This window comes from Streptococcus sanguinis (assembly GCF_001078705.1).
Taxonomy (GTDB): Bacteria; Bacillota; Bacilli; order Lactobacillales; family Streptococcaceae; genus Streptococcus; species Streptococcus sanguinis_D.
Genome location: NZ_CDMW01000001.1, coordinates 1,471,497 through 1,490,173 on the forward strand (window position 1 = coordinate 1,471,497; position 18,677 = coordinate 1,490,173).

At 43.1% G+C, this 18,677-nt stretch carries 15 protein-coding genes; 1 reads left to right on the forward strand and 14 read right to left on the reverse strand.

Annotated elements, in window-relative coordinates; translation table 11 throughout:
* Nucleotides 1-42: 42 nt before the first annotated feature.
* Complete coding sequence (locus SSV_RS07400) at nt 43-603, forward strand: TetR/AcrR family transcriptional regulator (protein WP_072074297.1); 561 nt, start codon at nt 43-45, stop codon at nt 601-603.
* A gap of 90 nt (nt 604-693) precedes the next feature.
* Here the strand turns inward: SSV_RS07400 and SSV_RS07405 are convergent, their stop codons facing one another.
* The 14 genes from SSV_RS07405 to coaE form a co-directional block, all read right to left on the reverse strand.
* Entirely contained in the window at nt 694-2,745 is a 2,052-nt protein-coding gene (locus SSV_RS07405; protein ID WP_072074298.1) for a C69 family dipeptidase, read from the reverse strand.
* A gap of 123 nt (nt 2,746-2,868) precedes the next feature.
* Nucleotides 2,869-3,690 carry a PrsW family glutamic-type intramembrane protease gene (locus SSV_RS07410; RefSeq protein ID WP_072074299.1) on the reverse strand — a complete coding sequence of 274 codons (822 nt, stop codon included), beginning with the start codon at nt 3,688-3,690 and terminating at the stop codon, nt 2,869-2,871.
* On the reverse strand, nt 3,683-5,347 hold the full coding sequence (locus SSV_RS07415) for a C69 family dipeptidase (RefSeq protein ID WP_072074300.1): 1,665 nt from the start codon (nt 5,345-5,347) through the stop codon (nt 3,683-3,685). The genes SSV_RS07410 and SSV_RS07415 overlap by 8 nt, the downstream gene beginning before the upstream one ends.
* A 402-nt stretch (nt 5,348-5,749) precedes the next feature.
* On the reverse strand, nt 5,750-7,819 hold the full coding sequence (locus SSV_RS07425; RefSeq protein ID WP_072074302.1) for a M13-type metalloendopeptidase: 2,070 nt from the start codon (nt 7,817-7,819) through the stop codon (nt 5,750-5,752).
* 425 nt (nt 7,820-8,244) lie between these two features.
* A complete protein-coding gene (gene tehB, locus SSV_RS07435; RefSeq protein WP_072074303.1) occupies nt 8,245-9,108 on the reverse strand; it encodes an SAM-dependent methyltransferase TehB in 864 nt (287 codons plus the stop codon).
* A gap of 153 nt (nt 9,109-9,261) precedes the next feature.
* A complete protein-coding gene (locus tag SSV_RS07440) occupies nt 9,262-10,989 on the reverse strand; it encodes a C69 family dipeptidase (RefSeq protein WP_072074304.1) in 1,728 nt (575 codons plus the stop codon).
* Between the two features lie 382 nt (nt 10,990-11,371).
* Nucleotides 11,372-12,418 (reverse strand): hypothetical protein, encoded by a 1,047-nt coding sequence (locus SSV_RS07445; RefSeq protein ID WP_072074305.1) that lies wholly within the window; start codon nt 12,416-12,418, stop codon nt 11,372-11,374.
* Between the two features lie 24 nt (nt 12,419-12,442).
* A complete protein-coding gene (locus SSV_RS07450; protein ID WP_072074306.1) occupies nt 12,443-13,405 on the reverse strand; it encodes a hypothetical protein in 963 nt (320 codons plus the stop codon).
* 176 nt (nt 13,406-13,581) lie between these two features.
* Entirely contained in the window at nt 13,582-14,049 is a 468-nt protein-coding gene (gene smpB, locus SSV_RS07455) for an SsrA-binding protein SmpB (RefSeq protein WP_072074307.1), read from the reverse strand.
* On the reverse strand, nt 14,012-16,360 hold the full coding sequence (rnr, locus tag SSV_RS07460) for a ribonuclease R (protein ID WP_072074308.1): 2,349 nt from the start codon (nt 16,358-16,360) through the stop codon (nt 14,012-14,014). The genes smpB and rnr overlap by 38 nt, the downstream gene beginning before the upstream one ends.
* A gap of 89 nt (nt 16,361-16,449) precedes the next feature.
* Nucleotides 16,450-16,683, reverse strand: a complete 234-nt coding sequence (secG, locus tag SSV_RS07465) for a preprotein translocase subunit SecG (protein ID WP_002894878.1) — start codon at nt 16,681-16,683, stop codon at nt 16,450-16,452.
* Between the two features lie 42 nt (nt 16,684-16,725).
* Nucleotides 16,726-16,875 carry a 50S ribosomal protein L33 gene (rpmG, locus tag SSV_RS07470; protein WP_072074309.1) on the reverse strand — a complete coding sequence of 50 codons (150 nt, stop codon included), beginning with the start codon at nt 16,873-16,875 and terminating at the stop codon, nt 16,726-16,728.
* Nucleotides 16,875-18,077 carry a multidrug efflux MFS transporter gene (locus tag SSV_RS12245; protein WP_304362502.1) on the reverse strand — a complete coding sequence of 401 codons (1,203 nt, stop codon included), beginning with the start codon at nt 18,075-18,077 and terminating at the stop codon, nt 16,875-16,877. Before SSV_RS12245 ends, rpmG begins: the two co-directional genes overlap by 1 nt.
* Nucleotides 18,078-18,080: 3 nt before the next feature.
* Nucleotides 18,081-18,677, reverse strand: a complete 597-nt coding sequence (gene coaE, locus SSV_RS12250) for a dephospho-CoA kinase (RefSeq protein ID WP_072074311.1) — start codon at nt 18,675-18,677, stop codon at nt 18,081-18,083.

Here is an 18,677-nt window from a genome sequence, read left to right on the forward strand (position 1 = left end):
AAAATCAACAAAGTGTTGATTTAAGCAAAAAGGGAAGAAAAAATGATCCAGAAACGAAAAACCAGCACTAAGGAAGACATCAAGGAAGCCTTGATTCAGCTACTATCAGAGGAAAGGTTTGATACTATCTCCATCAGCAAACTCTGCAAACGGGCAGGGATTAACCGCGGCACCTTCTATCTCCACTACCAAGATAAGTATCAGATGGTTGATAGTCTCAAAAGCGAAATTATTTCCCAACTTTCTAGTTATAGCATGTTTGAAGTGGAGAACGAATATCCCAAAAAGTTAATGATAGCAAAATTTCATATACTGCGTGCCAATGAACGTCTAATCAATGCCCTGACCAGAAGCCATTATATTGACTTTCGAGAGGCTATTCGGGAGTTTATGACCAGTATCATTCTGAGTGACAAGCAAGAGACTGCTACCCAGCATTTTTTAGAGGAGAACTTTCAGATCCCTCAGAAATATGCACTGGAAATCTTCCTATCCAGCGTTGAAGGAGTTATTTCCCTCTGGATAGCTAGCGGAGCTCAGGAAGAGCCCGAAGAAATCACTGACATGATTTTGACTACTTATAACTATGATTATTGGAGATAAAGGCTATAGCTTGAAGGCTGGCCTAGACAAAAGTCGTTTTTTCCACTAAGAAGGGCCGAACATATTGCTCGGCCTTCTTTTTATTTTAAATTAGTTTTTCTTTGTTTTCTTCAAAAGGAAGAAGACTCCTGCTAGGATAATCAAGCCTGCAAGGCCCATGATGGTGACTTGCTCACCTGTTGATGGCAGGTCTTTTTTCTTGGCCTTGACGGACTGCTCATTTCGATACTGTACTTGGTAAACAGAGAAATGATCGGTCGTGAAGCTGATGGTCTGGTTTTGATTAACCGTTACATCAAACTTCTCAACTTGTTTGCCATTTTCATCCAGGGCATAGACAGCATCTACTGGCAGGTCTTTGCGGACTGGAATCGTCACAAGGGTCGGACTGACTTGATGCACTGGCTGACCATTCGGATTGGTCAAGCGAATGTCATAGGTATCTGTCGGCTGATTCTTGCTTTCCAGTTTTTGCACAGACATTTGAAGACCGGCCTTGACCAAGTCAGCATTTTTCAAGCGAATGCCCGTTGCGACATCCACCAAGCTGTCATCTTCTACATTGACTTCCGTCCGTGTATCAGAACTGCTAGAAGTTTCTGAAGAAGAAGAACTTGACGAACTTTGAGATGACGAAGAGCTACTAGAATCTTTGCTGGAGCTAGATGGAGTGGTTTTTGTTGCTTCCTTGATTTTAGCTTCCATTTCAGCTTCTAGCTCTTTCATTTCCTTAAAGACTTGAGCTGCTCGAGCCTGTGTTTCCTCTGTAACTTTGGCTGAAGAGTCTGGCAGAGCTGCATTGGCTGCATCTAGAGCATTTTGCTCCTCAATAAAGCGGGCTTCCAAAGCTTTCCACTTGTCTTGGACAGAAGTACCAAAGAGGTCCTGATGCTTGGCCGCCATATCATAGATATGAGATGCTACCCAGTACCAAGAGTCTGGACTATAGCTAGTTGTGTTGACCTTATAAGCGTCGTAAGTATCTGTGATATTCCCATTATAAGGCAGGTAAGGTGAGAAGCGCGGGCTGCCTACCGCCAGCCACATAGTGCCACCGCCCATATTGGCTGGAACACCGTCTTTGAGCTGGAAGATATGAGCTTCCATGACATTTGGGTTGCCCAGCGGATATTTGTAAACAGGGTCTGTCGTACCGCGTTGTGGCAGCCCCTTACCATCTAGCTCCATTTGGTCCAGCGGTTTGAACTGAGTACCCTCAAAGCGATTGCGCTGCATAGCCATGACATCTGCTACACTGATCTTTCTGTCTGTGGAGTGCATGAGATCAAAGTAAGAGTCGTTATAAGACACGGCCGCATTTGGATCTAGACTGGTGATACCCGCCCAGGCACGTGAACGATCTGCCTCTGCCATCGGTGGATTATAGGACTGTGAAATGTGGAATTTGCCGTCAATTTCTTTATAAGAGTTAGCTTGCTTGGCTACATCCTGAACACCCTTTGAGGCAATAACATTTTCTGTATCGTCAAAGTCAACACTGCCCAAGAAGAAAGTATTAGGAAAAACAGCATACTTGTCATCTGGGAATTTAATAGCAACATATTGGTGACCAGATAGGATTTCCATATACCAGACACCGGTCTTGTCAGCAATGGTGATAATATTCCCCTCTGCTGCTCCCTGCTCTCTGACAATCTGTGCCATCAGCTCCACACCCTGACGGGCAGTCTGAACATGAGGCAGAACGACAGTTGTCAGGATAGACTCAGCCAAGCCATTTGCTACATAAGGATCCACTTTTTGGATGGCATCATTAGCCTTGGCAGAAACAGTCGCAGAAATGGAAACACCGTATTCATTGAAGCCAACCTCGTCAAAAATACCTTGGGATGGGGTCACATCTGATACCGAAGTATACTTGTAACTTTCTGCCGGTAGGGTCCATTCAAAGTTGTTAGTTTCATCGACCAGCTTGGCACCACTCGCATTGGTCTTTCTCGGATGAACCAGAAAGACCTTATTGTGATTGGGCTCCAAGTCCTCTGTCCGACCGTAAAGCGTTGTGCCGTCTGCCGTCAGGTCTTTCCCGACAATAAATCCTGTGCAGGCTTCGACCACTTGGAAAGGAAAGAGAAAAATGGTCGAAAGAGCTAACAAGGAACGAAACAATATTTTTTTCATAAAAATATCTCCTTTGTTTTTTTGTAAACATTACAAAATGAAATACTATATTCAGTATAGCCTTTTACTCTGGGTTTTGCAAGCGATTACAAAACCTTATTTTATAATTTTCCTCAAAATTATTTAAATTTCTAAATCTGTCCTATTCTCCTTCAGGACCAGTCGGTAAACTTCTATAAAGGTAGCAACGAGAAAGGCAAATAAGAAACCGACAACGATGTTAATCCGATGCTCTGTTTCGAAGAAAGGAGAGTTCCAAATAAAGTGATTGGCAACTGTTGACACGACGCACCAGAGACCAAAGAGGCGGTATTTCTTGTAAGCTGTGGAGAAGAGAAGATAAACCCCAACGGTCACCACTGCTGTATAGAGAGTATGTGAAGCCAATCCGCCAGCAATTCGGCCAACTGCTTCTAAGGAACCACTATATTGTCCTCCGAAAGTCACTCTGGATACATAGCCAATATCTTCTATGACTTGAAAGCCAAAGCCCGAACTCAGCCCAGCGATTAAGACTGACTCAATATCCTTGCGCCCCAAAATGTAGAGAGCGGCAAAGGCTGTCAGAGACTTGAAAAATTCCTCCGCAAAAGGAGCAGTCAGCGCATTGGTCCAATCATTGAAAACAGCTGGATCCTTGATAAAGTTAGAGTTAATAATATCAATCAAGCTATTGCCTGCAAAGCTGAGCCAGCCAGAGATAAAGGCACCTCCAAAAAGGGCTGTCCCTAGAACAATCGTCTCAACCGATAACTTCTTGGCGAGTTTTTTAATCAAGAAATAGAAAGGCAGGAAAAAAGCAGCTAAAACAGCTAAGTTCAGAACCAAGTCGCGGCCAGCTTCTAAGGTGACATCCTTCTCTGCCATGCTCCCAAGCTCAAACTGCAAGCCTATACCAGCTAGGACTAAGTAGATATAGAGAGCAATTCTTCTTGTTTTATTCATGACTGTCTGCTCCTTTTCTATTTTTTCCTTTGACAAGATAAATCGCTACTCCAATGACAGTCAGCACAAAGATGCCTCCTGCAATAGCAATATCGTAGTCAAAATCTTCCAGACGAATGGTCTCCTCTGTGTCAGAGTCCTCTAACTCCTCAATCTCCTCTAAAGCACTTGTACCGTATTCAGCCACGACCTTATCTTCAGCAATCTTCTGGATTTCCTTGAGGCGCTTAAAGACTGAATCCGCTCGCTCCATAGAATCTTTTGTCGCTTTAAGACTGGCTTGTTCTGGCTGTTCAGACAGACTAATCTGCTCCTTATCACGAGCAGGCTGCTCCTCCATCCATTGGCTTTCCATACGCTCAATTTCACTGCGAATAGAGCCATCTTCAAATAGTTCTGGGTATTTTGCAACCAAATCATTGATTCGGCTAACAGTCCAATACCAGGAATTCTCATTGTAGGCTGTACTCATTTCTTGATAAGGTTGAGAGGTATTGCTGATATTGCCATAGTAAGGGAGGTATGGTGCATTGCGCGGACTTCCCATAGCTAGCCAGAGAATCCCTCCTCCAGTAGAGGCAGGTAAATTATCCTTTAGCTGGAAGATGTGGGCCTCCATGACATTTGGATTGGAAATAGGATATTTATAAACCGGGTCTGCTTTGGTTTTATCTGGAATCCCTTTTCCGTCTAGCTCCATCTGATCTTGCGGTTTGAAGTCTGTTCCTTCCAATCGATTTCGTTGCAAGTTCATCGCATCACGCAGACTAAGCTTGTCGCTGGTTGAGTGCATGAGTTCAAAGTATTCATCGTCATATTGCACATCTGCATTAGGATCCAGCGCCTTGATACCGGACCAAACCCGAGAGCGGTCAGCTTCTGCCAGCGGCGGATTATAGGATTGGGCTACATGGAAGCTGCCATTGATTTCCTTATAGGTGCCAGCATCCTGAGCTATTTTTTCCAGATCAGCTGATAAGATGGTGTTTTCAGTATCATTTTTATCTACACTACCTAGGAAAAATGTATTGGGAAAAACAGCGTATTTGTCATCCGGAAACTTGATGGCAGCGTATTGGTGGCCAGAAAGGATTTCCATATACCATACACCCGTCTTGTCAGCAATCGTCACGATATTGCCTTCGGCTGCACCTTTTTCTCTGACAATTTTAGCTAGTAGCTCTACTCCTTCTTTTGCTGTTTTCACATGAGGCAGGACTACAGAAGTTAAAGCAGATTCAGCGATACCGTCCTTAACATAAGGGTCTACTTTTTGAATATCATCATTAGCACTGGCTGAGACTGTCGCAGATATAGAAACGCCTTCCTCATTAAAACCGGCCTCATCGAAAACTCCCTGCTCTGGTGTCACATCCGGTACCGCTGTATACTTGTAGCTAACAGCTGGCAAATCAAAGCTAAAGCCATTGGTTTCATCTACGAATCTATCACCAGCCTTGTTATACTTGCGCTCCCGTACCACAAAATTCTTGTTGTGGTTGGGTTCCAGGTCCTCTGTTCGACCATAGAGAGTCGAACCATCCGTCGTCAAATCCTTGCCGATAATAAAGCCGGTACAGGCTGAGACAACCTGAAAAGGAAAGAGTGTAAGAAGCATCAAGGCTGGAATAGCCCAACTGAAAAATTTCTTTTTCATCAGTTTCTCCTTTGTATATTAATTGATAAAATATTTATCGCATATTTAGTATACTATTCTCTTACCATGGTTGCAAGCGTTTCCAAAATCTCTTCTACTGCCTAAAATGAATAAATTCCCCTAGGAAAAAATTACTCTAGCTCTATACCTAGCAGCCCCACCAAGTCTCTTGTATAAATTTCCATAGATTTATATCAAGCTGTATAAAAATTTTTTTGTAAAAGAAAAAAGCCAGATAAAATCTGACTTTAAAGACACGTGGCTGCGGAGGCACAACCCGCAGCCGCGCAAGTGTCGCAGGAAAGAATGGATAGGAGAAAAAGAACAAACTTCTCTCCTATTACCAAACTGGTTGTGCTTCATAGCTTAGATTATTTTATCGTCTTCTCTAGACAAGCAATCTTACCATACGCTGACCCGCTTATCAGGAGCCAGATACATGGCATCACCTTCTTTAATTTCTGGATAGGTTTCATAGAAGGCCTCTACATTTTTGAGTTGCTGGTTGACCCGCAGTTCGGACGGAGCATGAACATCCACCTTCAAGAGAAGTTGGTTAAATTGCAGACTGGCCTTGCTTCTCCAGATATTGGCATAGTTTTCAAAGTAATTCTTCAAGTCTGCATCTGGATATTTCTTTTTCACAACTTCGAGAGTAGCTGAAAGTCCACCCGCATCGGCTACATTTTCTGTTACCGTAAGCTTGCCGTTGACCTTGCCGCCGTAGATTTCAATACCATCCCACTGCTTGGTAACAGCTTCAATTTTCTTGTCAAAAGCTTTCTTATCTGCTTCTGTCCACCAATTGTTCAAATTCCCCTCTTCATCAAAGTTTGCACCGTTTGAGTCGAAGGCGTGAGTAATCTCGTGACCGATAACCATACCGATACCACCATAGTTCTTTTCCATTTCTTGCTTAACATCAAAGAATGGATTCTGCAGGATTGCGGCTGGGAAGTTGATACTGTTATTTTCCTGTGAGTAGTAAGCGTTGATATCATAGGAAGGCATCAGCCACTCGGTCTTGTCTACTGGCTCAGAGAAGTGCTCAACATCATATTGATGTTTTGCCTGACTCAAAGCAATTGCATTTTCAAAGAAGGATTTTTTATCATCTACTTTTAAGGCCTTAGTCACTTCGCGAACTTTTTCAGGATAGCCGATATAGAGTTTCATCGTATCCAGCTTCTTGACTGCTTTCTGCTTGGTTTCTTCTGACAGCCATTCGTTTTTCAGCATTCGTTCCCGATAGACTTCCTTGATATCTTTGACCATTTGGGTCACTTCTTGCTTGGCTTCCTCACCGAAATATTTGCGGCCATAGTAAAGACTGAAGACATCTGAAAAAGTTCCTGTTGTCAGATCGTATGCTGCATCTTCTTTTGAAGTTGCTTCCTTAGTACCTTGCAAGGATTTTTGGTACTCTGCAAAAATCAGCCGATAGTCATCGGTTAGAAAACTAGATGCTGATGCTGCCTGCTTCACAAGCATCCAAGATTTGAGCTTGGCAAAGTTCTTGTCGTTGACTACTTTGGCAAAATTTTCATAATACTTAGGGTTAGGTACATTGACATCACCAGCTTCCTGGCCTAGATAGTCATTGATAATATCGTGAAACTTAAAGGTATCAGAGTAGGCATTGATGTCTTCTGCCGTCTTAGGATGGTGGAGATTTTTAATTTCCGAAGCTTCTTCATTGCTTTGGGCATACTTGGCCAATTCTCCATCAAATTCTAAGGCTTCTTTGACAATCTTTTCGTTGTCTTTTTCACTATAGCCCAGCTTTTGCAAGGCTTCTTTGAATGCTTTTTCCAGCGGATCCATCATCCTTTTCTTAGCACCTTCATCTTCATAGTAGCTCTTATCCGGTAGCATAAGACTTGGACTGGACAGATTCACTTGTTTCTGATTGGTATTTTCTAGGTTAGAACTAATTTCAAGGGTAAACGGCAGTGCTAGACCACGCTTTTCCCAGTCAACAGCCTTGCTAGCTAGGTCCTTCAGGTCGGACAAGTCTTCAATTTCCTTGAGATAGGACTTGAGAGGGGATAGGCCATCCTTTTCCCGCTGCTTGAAGTCAGTAGCCTGCTGGTAGTATTTAATAAACTCAGGCATGCCTTCAATCGTTGACTCTTCTTTACCAGAGACTAGATTTTTGACATCCGCCTTCATCTTATCCTTGACCTGCTCGTTCAGTTCATAAAACACACCATTAGACGGCTGGTCGCTAGGGATTTCTGCCTTTTCCAGCCATTTTTTATTGATGGCTTGATAGTAATTGGTCCTCACTGTGGCATTCTTATCGACCGGTGTCTCCTGAGGGACAAATGTCTTATAAGCCCAGTAGCCACCGGCAGCTAAGATTAGGCTGGTCACAGTCAACGTAGAAGTTAGAATGATTTTCGTTCTTTTCTTCATGAGTTCCTCCTTGTATATTAAGTAAAATATAATTGACTTTTTTATTTTACTCATTTACTTTAACATATTCTTTTTTCCTCGTCAACAGAAAACTGAAGGTCTGGAAAAAATTGCCGCAAGAGGAGAGAATAAGGTCGTTCAGTCTGCTTTTAAAAGTGATCTGCTCTAGACTCACACTTAAAGAAAAACTAAAGTTTTCTACCAGCTGTCCTGTTGCTTCCAGCTCTTTTCTCTCCCCCTTGCACTTTCTAGTATAGCCTCCAAACTTCAGATATTTCTCAAGAAATTCTAAAATATTTCTAAAGTTTTTCACTAAAATAAAAAAGACTGGGACAAAAATTCCTCAGTCTAGCTTTATTATGTTCAAAAAATATTGAGGCTGAGACAATTTAAATTGTCTCCCAGACCTTTTAAACCAGAACCTCAAAATAAGTTGGTAAAGCTAAATTTTCAAAAATTTAGTTCTTTCCTACTGTCTCCTACTGAACCTTTTTAGCCAGCATCGTCGCAAAGCGCAGCTGAATTCGATTGCCGTTTTCATCACGGCGATGGAGGTGACCAGGATTTTCATTGTACTTAACCAGCTCCCAGTCTTTGTAATATTCGGCAAGCTCATCTTCCTTAAAAGTAAAAGGAAAAGGCATAGAGCATGGGAAGTCTTCTGTATCCATAGCACAGACGATGAGATTGTAGCCACCAAGCGCTGTATGTTCTTGCATATTTCGGATAATATACGGAATCCGATCCGCCTGCAGGAACATAAGGACAACGGTGGAAACGATCAAATCATAAGTCTGGGTCAGACTAGCTGAGTTAATGTCGTAGCTACCCACTGGCAGATCTAAACCCTCCTGCTCCACAATGCTGCGTAAAATCTCCAGTGCCAGCTCATTCTGATCTACAGCCGTCACTTCAAAGCCCTGCTTGGCTAGAAAGAGAGCATTGCGACCTTGACCACAGCCCAAATCAAGCGCCCGCCCTGGTCGGACTGTCTGCATGGCTTCCAAAACCTCTGAGTGCACTGGATTGCTGCCGTATTTCTTTGGGAAATAATCCTCAGGCCGACAGTAAAACTCCAAATACCACTCTAGGTCATCCGTCAAGGCTTCGACCCGATGCCAAGCTTGGGGTTGGGCAAAAGGATTGTCCTGACCAGCCTCAAAGATGTGCTCAGCCAGCTCCTCACCCTCCTCTGACATCTCGACAAACTTAAGACGTCCCTTGAGAACAGTGATTTTGCCCCAAGTTCCCTCTTTGGTATTGTGCTTTCTCTTTACCGCTTCTGGCATTGTCTCAGCCGTCCACAACGGCATGCGTTTATAGGCTAGCAATTCTTCTGTCATAAAAAATCCTTTCTCTGAAAGCCAAGCTCCGAATAATCTAACTGTCTTTATCATACTCGAAAAGCACAGACTTGACAAGTGTTAAATTGAACGGACTTCCCTGCAAAAAAGAAAGAACTGGCTGATTGACCAGTTCTTTCTCACATAGGAAGTTTATGAATCTTCTTTTTTCTTGCTAACTTGCTTATAGCCAAAAAAGCCCAATACTGCAACCAGCAGCAAACCTAGGACAATCCAAAGTGTCTGACTGGAATCAGCCTTCTTAGCCTCAGAAGCTTCTTTTTTGCTTTCTGTCTTGCTGTCCTTCTTATGAGATTTTTCATAGTCAGCCAACAGATTCGCTTTATTATAGCCATCATAGACTAAATCAGCATCATCACCCTTTTCTTTCTTGATTTTAGCTTCCATCTCAGCTTCGACAGCCTTGATTTCTTTAAAGACCTTATCAGAGCGCTCCAAAGCTTCCTTGGTCACTTCATCACTAGCTGCCTTAGCTTCTTCATCTGAGTAAGCCGCATACTTGGTATCTTTTTCTGCCTGCTCCTTGATCCACTCTTCTTCTTTTTCTTTCCACTTATCCTGAATGCTCTTGTCAAAGATGTCTGGATATTTCATAACCATTTGGTCAATATGCCAGACAGACCAGTACCAGGACTTGCCATCGTATTTTTCAGAGCGATTCTTGAAAGCTTCATAAGTATCAGTGACATTACCGTAGAATGGCACATAAGGTGTGTTCCGACTTTGAGCCAGACCTAGCCAGAGCACCCCGCCAAATTCACTTGGCAAATCTGACTTGATTTGATAGATATGGGCATCGATGACATTTTCGTTCCCCAAGGCATATTTGTAGACATTGGTATCGTAGTCCTTGCCAACTTCTACCGTATCATCTGGGAGAAATTCTGGCAGATTTTCAAAGCGGTTCCGCTGTTCACCAATCACATCTTGAACCGTATAGCGTTTATTTGGATCTGTTGGAGTTCGCAGCAGATCATAATATTTATCCTTATAAGTGACTGGAGACTCACCATCCATATGCTTAATCCCTGCATAGGTCCGTGAACGGTTCCGCTCCATGTACTCGTCTGGTCCATAAGACTGGGCAATCATAAAGTTGCCTCCTTGGTCTGTTTTGTAGTGGTCAGCTTTTTTAGCCACTTCTTCCACACCTTTAGAGGCAATGACATTTTCTGTATCATTCAAGTCAACATGACCTAGATAGTAGGTATTGGCAAAGACAGCATACTTATCGTCTGGGAATTTAATAGCAACATACTGATGGCCTGATAGGATTTCCATGTACCAGAGCTCATTCTTGTCTGCAACCATGATAATGTTCCCTTCAGCAGAACCTTTTTCGTCAAGGGTCTTGGCAACAATCTCAATACCTTCACGTGCTGTTTTAGCTCGCGGCAGTACCAAGTCAATCATAGAAGCTTCTGGCAGACCGTCTTTGACCAAGGGATCCGCTTCTAGAATTTTATCATGTGGCGTCGCTGAGACCGTTGCCGTCATGGAAACACCAGCTTCATTAAATCCGTGGGCGCCAAAGTTTCCATTGCTGCCATCACCACGCGCAGAGTCGTAAGTGGCCGTGTATTTCATTTCGTTCGCTAAATGTGGATAGGTAAAGCCGTTTGACTCGTCCTGAATCTTGTCTCCTTCCTTGTAGGTCTTCGCTGGCACCACCACATAGTTTTGATTGTGACGGCCTCCATCTGGTGGATAAGGATAGTCCTCTGTCCGCCCATAGAGGACTGATCCATCTGACGTCAGACCTTTCCCAACAATAAAACCTGAGCAGGCTTGAGCCACCTGCACTGGCAGCATGGATGCCAACATCACAAGAAACATGACCTTGAACAAGAGTTTCTTCATCGTCTATCTCCTTTACAAAAGATACGAGGACCTCAAGAAAACCAAGAAAAATCTTAGGACAGTTAGTGCCCTAAGTCAGCTAAAGCTGGAAAAGCTGTATCTCTATTTTCCTTATCGGTCCGAGCTCAGTTACAAAAAAGCAAAGTGCGCTCCAACAGCCAGCATACTGCCGAAGATAGAAAACAAACCGTCTACCAACATTTAACACTACAACTATAGTATAACCCTTTAGCAAGATGCTTGCAAGCGATTACACAAGCAAAAAATGAATTAAAAAATCATGGGACAAAATAAAAAAATCCTAACAGAACCAGGCTGTTAGGAGGTGATTTATAAACAAAAATTCTATTTTACTTTTCAGCATCTATCTCTTTACAACTCATCAGTATACCCTTTCTTGTAAAATTGATTTATTCTGTTTTTGTTTCATTAATTCCTTATCCTTACTCTCATCATAAAACTGGTTGAATTCCTCTTTAGAGCTAAAAGGATGTTCCAATCCATCTTTACTGATACTTGCTGGAATTACACCTTCATATAAGTCTGTATTAGAAGGAACCAATAGACTATAAAACTCTAGGTAGTCCTTAACGCTCTTATCAAGTATATAAAGTTGAGAGTTCGTTTTTTCCAATAATGCCGCTGCCTTTGGGTCTGTTTGCGCCATCAAGATATTTCGAATCCAACTTGTATCCACAGCTTCGCCTAAAGGATATAAAATAGGAAATCTAAAATTCCCCAACTTTTCATCAAACTGTTGCCTATTTAGTTTAAAATTAAAGGTTGGGCTTTGGGATTGTGCTGTCTTGTTATCTTCCCATTCAATTTTTCGAGTATCAAGATTGTACCAAAGAGTTTGAAACTTATCATATTCCCCAGGCTCAGAGGCAAGAATAGACAAATAATTATTTCCATCAATGACAGTTAATGTTTCATCTATTCCTCTAGGTAAATATCGAGAATTATAGTCTGAAACTAATTTATACAAATCTTCTTTATAACCTTCTAGCTGTTGATTCTTAACATGGTAAATGGATAAAGTATAATAGTTACCTTCATTTTTTTTATCAAGATAATTCGGTCCTGATGGAAGTTTGATATTTTCTCGAACAATATAGTTGGCATTACGCGCACCACGTGTCACATGCGTTGGATTCTCTGAGGTTGCCGGTAGAGTAGCATACTTGCGAACTAAAGCATCTTCCTCTGGATTTTCTGATTTCCAATGAACCGCTACCCCTGTACCATTTCCAAGAAAAGAATAATCATCAATTGTAAAAGTCCCTGTATAATAATTTAAGGATTCATAAGTTTCTCTTTCTTCCTTGGCTTTTTGAAGCTGATCTTGTTTTAAATGACACTGCCAAGCAAATATGGCAAGTCCCAAGACCGCTAAAGAAAGAAGACTTAACAATAGTTTTCTTATCATTTTTTACCTTTCTTCTTATTGTTTCTATTTCTCTTTTTGTGGATGGGTTTCAACCCACTTCTTGAAATCGCTAAAAGAGCGAATTTTTGTTTTCTCTCCAGTTGTTTCATCTGTAGCATAAAGTTCCATCACTTCCTGACCTTCGGGCGCAAACCAATGAATTAAATCATTAAACCATTCCTCCTCATTGTATTGGTCTGGACGGAAATAGATTTTATTCATGTCTCTCATTTTTTTCGCAATTTCTGGATAAAGTTTTGCAAAATTAGTATCTGAAACTTCTACAGAATCACCTATTTTATACGATGGTATTATGTAGCCAGGAACATACTCCATACCATACTTTAATAGTGTGTTATTAATCTGATCCCCTATTCCACCTCTTACAAGATCCATAGACTTATACATTGTTCCTCTCATATAAGTTCTAGTATTCTTCTGATCTAAAAGTAGATTAAATTCTTTTTCTGACATCTTCTTTTCGATTTTTCCCGTATCCAACGACAGAATTACGTATATAGTTTTTTCTATCTTACCGCCTTCGTTCGAATACATGCTGAAGGATAAATACTCTTTTCCATCCCTTGAGAACTGCTCCTGAATCTGCTTAAGCCTATATGTATTCTCTTGCCCTAACAAACTATAGATATCGACTTCTTTGCTAGTTATTTTGGTAGAATCGTGCAAATTATAAATCTTGATTTTGAAATATTCCTCTTTATTTACTTTAGATGAAATTACACTGTCATATTCATCCAAGCTGTTGTATTTAAAATCCGTTATATAATTTTGACTATAGCGAAAAGAATCATTTTCTTTACTGCCAACCAAAACATATTTATCTTTATTAAATAGCTGTATTCCTTCAACACAATATTCACTCTTAGCATATTCTTTCTTATTCCCACCTAGAAAAAAAGTCAGTGAAGCCACAGAAGTCAGAATCAAACAGAATATAAATATGAAAAATTTTTTATTGAGTTTCATTTACTTACCACCAGTTTTTAATTCATCTAGCCATTTATTTTGTTAGTCCTCGGAGCCATTCCACTTTTTTCATCAATCATTCACCAAAAGTGGTCATCCTCAAACCTCATCCTTTCCATTATAGCATAAATCAAAAGTCAGAGTTAAATACTAAAAAAGACCGGTCGCCCAGTCTTTCATCTTGTATTAAAGTTCTTCATTTGTCTTGCAATGTCTCGGTTTTGCTCGCAGCGTTTGATGGACTCGCGTTTGTCATAGTCGTGCTTCCCTTTGGCTAAGCCCAGGAGCAGCTTGGCATAGCCGTCCTTGAGATAGACCTTGAGCGGCACTAGCGTCATTCCGGTTCCCTTGGTCTCCTGCTCCAGCTTTTGGATCTGCTTCTTATGCAGCAGTAGCTTTCTGCGGCGCTCAGGCTCTTGGTTCCAGATATTGCCCTCTTCATAAGGAGCAATATGGACATTGCTGAGCCAGGCCTCACCGTTCTTGATCTGGGCAAAGCCATCTTTGAGATTGATACGGGCGGCACGGACGCTCTTAATCTCCGTCCCAGTCAGCACCATGCCGGCCTCGATGGTATCCACGATGGTATAGTCGTGTCTGGCCTTTTTATTTTGCGCGACGACCTTTCCTTCTCCCTTTGCCATGCTTGGCTCCTTTCTTGACTAGTTCCTTGTAAAATGCCTTCTGGCTCTTGCCTTTCTTGGACTTCTTATCTTTCTTATCTCTGTAGACTTTTTCTTTAGAAGAATGGCTGCGCTTGTCATCTTCACGGCGTCTCTTTCTGCCTGACCTGCCTCTGCTACTCTTGCTAGTCTTTTCTACCAGGTCAAATTCACTAGGCAGGTATTCAAAGTCAATCTCGCCCGTAGCCTTATCCGCTCGGACCAGCTTGATACGAATCTGCTGACCGACCTTGAAGACCACGCCAGACTTTTCTCCTTGCAGGGTCATCGTCCGCTCATTGTAGCTATAAAACTCTGGCAAGTTTGTGACATGAATTAAGCCTTCGACCGTATTGGGCAGTTCGACGAAGAGTCCAAACTTGACCACGCTTGAAACTACGCCATCAAACTCTTCTCCAACGAATTCTTCCATGTACTCAGCTTTTTTCATGGCTTCGACTTCACGCTCAGCCTCGATAGCCCGACGCTCCCGGCTGGAAGACTGACTGGCAATTTCTGGAATCACTTGCTCAAAATGCTCTGCTATTTCCTTAGACTTGCCATAATCCCGCACCATCCGGTGAACCAGAAGGTCCGGATAGCGGCGAATCGGACTGGTGAAATGCGTATAAAACTCCGCTGCCAGACCATAGTGGCCGTGATTGTGCTCAGAGTAGCGTGCCTGCTGCATGGAGCGCAAAAGCATCATGGACAGGACTTCCTCATAAGGCTGGTCTTTGACCGATTCCATAATATCCTGCAGAGCCTGCTGACTCATAGAGCTAGCCGTCCCGTATATCCGAATCCCAAAGCTAGAGGCGTAGTCGATAAACTTCTGCACCTTCTCCGCCTTAGGCTCCTCGTGGATCCGATAGATGAAGGGCAGATTTAACTTAGCAAAATGCTCAGCCACCGTCTCATTCGCCACCAGCATAAAGGACTCAATCATACGCTCAGCAATTCCCCGCTGACGCAGGACAATGTCCACCGGTCGACCTTCTTTGTTGACCATGATTTTGGCTTCATTGGTGTCAAAGTTAAGCGCGCCGCGTTTAAATCGCATGCTTTCCAGAATCTCATGTAGTCGTACCATGCTGTCAATACTAGGCACAATAGCCTTGAACTGCTCAGCTTTTTCCTCGTCTCCTGCGATGATGTCGTTGACATCGCTGTAGGTCATGCGAAAGGTCGTCTTGATAACAGTCTGGGTAATGCTATGCTTGACCACGCGCCCCTTGGCATCTATCTCCATGATCGCCGACTGGGTCAGCCGATCCACATTGGGATTGAGAGAGCAGATTCCGTTTGACAAGCGCTCTGGCAGCATGGGCACCACGCGGTCAGTCACATAGACAGAGGTTGCCCGATTGAGGGCTTCCTTGTCCAGCTCAGAACCTTCTTTGACATAGTAGGACACATCTGCGATATGGACGCCCAGCTCAAAGTTGCCATTGTTCAGTCGCTTGATATGGACCGCATCGTCCAAGTCCTTGGCATCCACCCCATCGATGGTAAAAGTAATCTCATCACGCAGGTCCAAACGCCCTTCCAAATCACTCTCAGTCGGTGCATCTGGAACTCGCTCGGCTTCTTCCAAGACCTTTTCTGGAAAGTCGGAGATGATATCCATAGACTCCAGCACTTCCAGTACATCAATACCAGGGTCGTTGACATGACCGACCACATCGACCAGACTGGCCACAAAGAAATCGTGTTTCTTAGTTGGATATTTGTCAATAGCAACCTTGAGCACCTCTGTGCCATCCAGAACCAAGGCTGGTTTTTTGACATAAATGGGCTGGCTGATTTTCTGATTTTTCGAGCGGATGTAGCCCGCGTACTTGGGCTTTTCCTCATCCAGAACCAGCTGACCAACTGCTGACGTCAGGCTGTGTTCCAAAATATCGATAATCTTAGCCTCAGCTGATGTTCCCTTGATCCGGTCTGCCACCTTGGTAATGACTACTTCCACCGTATCGCCATCAATGGCATGATTGACATCATTACGGCCGACAAAGAGGTCATCCTCTGCCTCATTCAGGGTGACAAAGCCAAAGCCATTCTTGTGGGCATGAAAAACACCCTTGAGCGTCAGACGCTCCTTCTTTTTCTTCTCGTAAAGCTCAATCCGCCCCTCGTTATCAAAGCGAATCCGATGCTTTCTTTCCATCTGGGAAATGGTCTTGACCAAGCTACTAAAATCCTTGGAAGATTCTTTCCCTAAAGCAGCCGCCAGCTCATCTACGCTGGCCTGCTGCCTGTCTTTTAAATATTCAATGATTTCTGATTTCATATTCCTCTTCTCTTGATGAGCGTTTTCTTTATCCTTGCTAAATCTCTTTAAAACTTAAAAAATAGGCCAAGACGAAGTCAGAGCCCATTTTATTTACTAGATAATACTGCTAATACCAATGCAATCAGTAGCCAGAAGAAGATCATGATTCCCGTCATACGCTGCATCACAGCTTCAAAACCGCGTGCCTTAGGACGTTCAAACAAGTCGTTAGCACTGGCATCAAAGACGTTGCTGGACTGATTTTTGGTTGGTTGCATAAAAATTGCAATGACAATAATAGCTGATAAAATGACTAAAATGGTTAATAATAGGTTGTACATAAATAAAAACTCCTTAAAATCCTATCTATTTTATCATAAAATCTACTTGGATTCAAGATGTAAAGTAACTTTTCTTTCCTTAGGACAATACTTTAAGACCTCAATTTTTTCCGGATGCGTTTTAGTATTTTTGCTGGTCAGATAGTTCTGACTGCCGCAGCTGGAACATTTTAAATTTATTTTAACGCGCACTAGATATCCTTCTTTTTAAATAAATTTCGAAAACTAAAGAGATTGGCCAGCATACTGACGGCAACTAGCCCCGCTGTTGCATAAAAGACTGAATGATAGCCATAGGCTGCCGCAATGACCGATCCAGACATAGGACCGACCACCCCACCCAAATAAAAGAAAATCTGATTATAACTGAAAATCCTAGAGATTCCAAACTTGGGTGTTATCTTGCTTAGCAGAGCATTGACACCCGGTATCAGCGCCCCTGTTCCTAGGCCAAATAAAAAGCGATAAAAGCCCAGCTGCATAGGGGAGCCAGCATTGGCACAGAGCAGATAAATCAGGATTGAATAGAACTGAGCCAGCACCAGAAGCCGGTGATTGCCGATACGGTCTCCTAACCGCCCCAGAATACTGGAGCTCATCATGCTGGAAAGTCCCATGCTAGAAACGATGAGACCCGAAACAAAGATCAGATTGTCCCTTTGCCCCAGCTCTCTGACATAGAGAGCAAGGATAGGGCTGATAGATTGAGCTGCAAACTGGATAACAAAGCTGGTCAAAAAGAGATTAATCAGCATCTTAGGATACCTGAGTTGGCGCAGCAATTCCCTAAAGCCTACCTCTTCTTGTCGGGTCACCGGCACAAAATCCTCCCGAATCAAATAAAAGGTCATCAAGGCTGCCACTAGAAAGAAGCCGCCAATCAGGAGAAAGACATTGCGAATACCGAACATCTCCGCAATCAGACCGCCAATAAATGGCCCCATAAGATTACCCGCAACGACACCGGTCGAGAGAGTTCCCAGAGCATAACCCGTTTTTTCCTTAGGAGCCTGACTGGCAATCAGAGCTGTGCTGTTGGGAACATAACCAGCGAAAACACCGTTTAGAAAGCGTAGGAGCAAGAGCCAGAAAATGTTGGGCACAAAAGCAATGCCGCCCATCGTGAAAACCATGGCAGTAGCTGCACGTATCATCATAGGCTTGCGGCCATATCGGTCCGCTAGACTTCCCCAAACAGGAGAGAGCAGTGCCGCTGAGATTGCAGAGAGTGAAATACCTAGCCCAGCGTAATACTCCACCTCATGACCACTAGCCCCAAGCTGCTCCACGAAAAGTGGCATAAAAGGCGTCACCAGAGAAATGCTGGCACCAGTCAGGAAGTTCCCAAACCAAGCGACTTTCAGGTTATGTTTCCAATTTACTTGTGACGTGATAAATCATCTTCTTTCTAATTTCTGCAAAGCATCGTGAATCTGCTGTCGAGTTTCCTCAAGCGAGCCATTATTATCTATCAGCACATCCGCCCTCTTTCGTTTTTCTCGGAGAGATAGCTGAGCTGCTATACGTTTTTCTGCTTCTTCCTGACTGAGGGCATTTCGAGACATAAGACGACTGAGCTGAGTTTCCTCAGTCACATCCACCAGCCAGATCTGGTCAAACCAGTCTTCATATTGTAACTCAAACAGCAAGGGAAAATCCATAAAAAAGGTATCTTCCGTCTCTGCGAGCATATCTCGCCTGCCAGCCAGTTCCTCGCGGATAATCTGGTTTTGTATTTGACTGGACCGCGCCATGAGTTCGGGATTCCCAAAAATCATAGCTCCCAGCTTGGGCCGATCCAAGCGCCCATCTTCCTGTAAGATAGCTGAGCCAAAAGTAGATAAAAGAGCTTGATAAAGCCGTTCCCCTGGCTCCTGCAGCTCATGCACTACTTGATCCGCATCAATGACCTGATAGCCCTGCTGCCTCAAAAACTCTGTCACTGTTGACTTACCCGAGGCAATGCCGCCAGTGATACCGATAATTCTTACCAT

Bases quoted from the DNA above. Each gene is read 5' to 3' on its own strand.
- secG (WP_002894878.1), bottom strand. From the start codon at position 16,683: ATGTACAACCTATTATTAACCATTTTAGTCATTTTATCAGCTATTATT.
- smpB (WP_072074307.1), bottom strand. From the start codon at position 14,049: ATGGCAAAGGGAGAAGGAAAGGTCGTCGCGCAAAATAAAAAGGCCAGA.
- SSV_RS07410 (WP_072074299.1), bottom strand. From the start codon at position 3,690: ATGAATAAAACAAGAAGAATTGCTCTCTATATCTACTTAGTCCTAGCT.
- SSV_RS07450 (WP_072074306.1), bottom strand. From the start codon at position 13,405: ATGAAACTCAATAAAAAATTTTTCATATTTATATTCTGTTTGATTCTG.
- SSV_RS07445 (WP_072074305.1), bottom strand. From the start codon at position 12,418: ATGATAAGAAAACTATTGTTAAGTCTTCTTTCTTTAGCGGTCTTGGGA.
- rnr (WP_072074308.1), bottom strand. From the start codon at position 16,360: ATGAAATCAGAAATCATTGAATATTTAAAAGACAGGCAGCAGGCCAGC.
- coaE (WP_072074311.1), bottom strand. From the start codon at position 18,677: ATGGTAAGAATTATCGGTATCACTGGCGGCATTGCCTCGGGTAAGTCA.
- tehB (WP_072074303.1), bottom strand. From the start codon at position 9,108: ATGACAGAAGAATTGCTAGCCTATAAACGCATGCCGTTGTGGACGGCT.
- SSV_RS07400 (WP_072074297.1), top strand. From the start codon at position 43: ATGATCCAGAAACGAAAAACCAGCACTAAGGAAGACATCAAGGAAGCC.
- SSV_RS07440 (WP_072074304.1), bottom strand. From the start codon at position 10,989: ATGAAGAAACTCTTGTTCAAGGTCATGTTTCTTGTGATGTTGGCATCC.
- SSV_RS07425 (WP_072074302.1), bottom strand. From the start codon at position 7,819: ATGAGTAAAATAAAAAAGTCAATTATATTTTACTTAATATACAAGGAG.
- SSV_RS07405 (WP_072074298.1), bottom strand. From the start codon at position 2,745: ATGAAAAAAATATTGTTTCGTTCCTTGTTAGCTCTTTCGACCATTTTT.
- SSV_RS07415 (WP_072074300.1), bottom strand. From the start codon at position 5,347: ATGAAAAAGAAATTTTTCAGTTGGGCTATTCCAGCCTTGATGCTTCTT.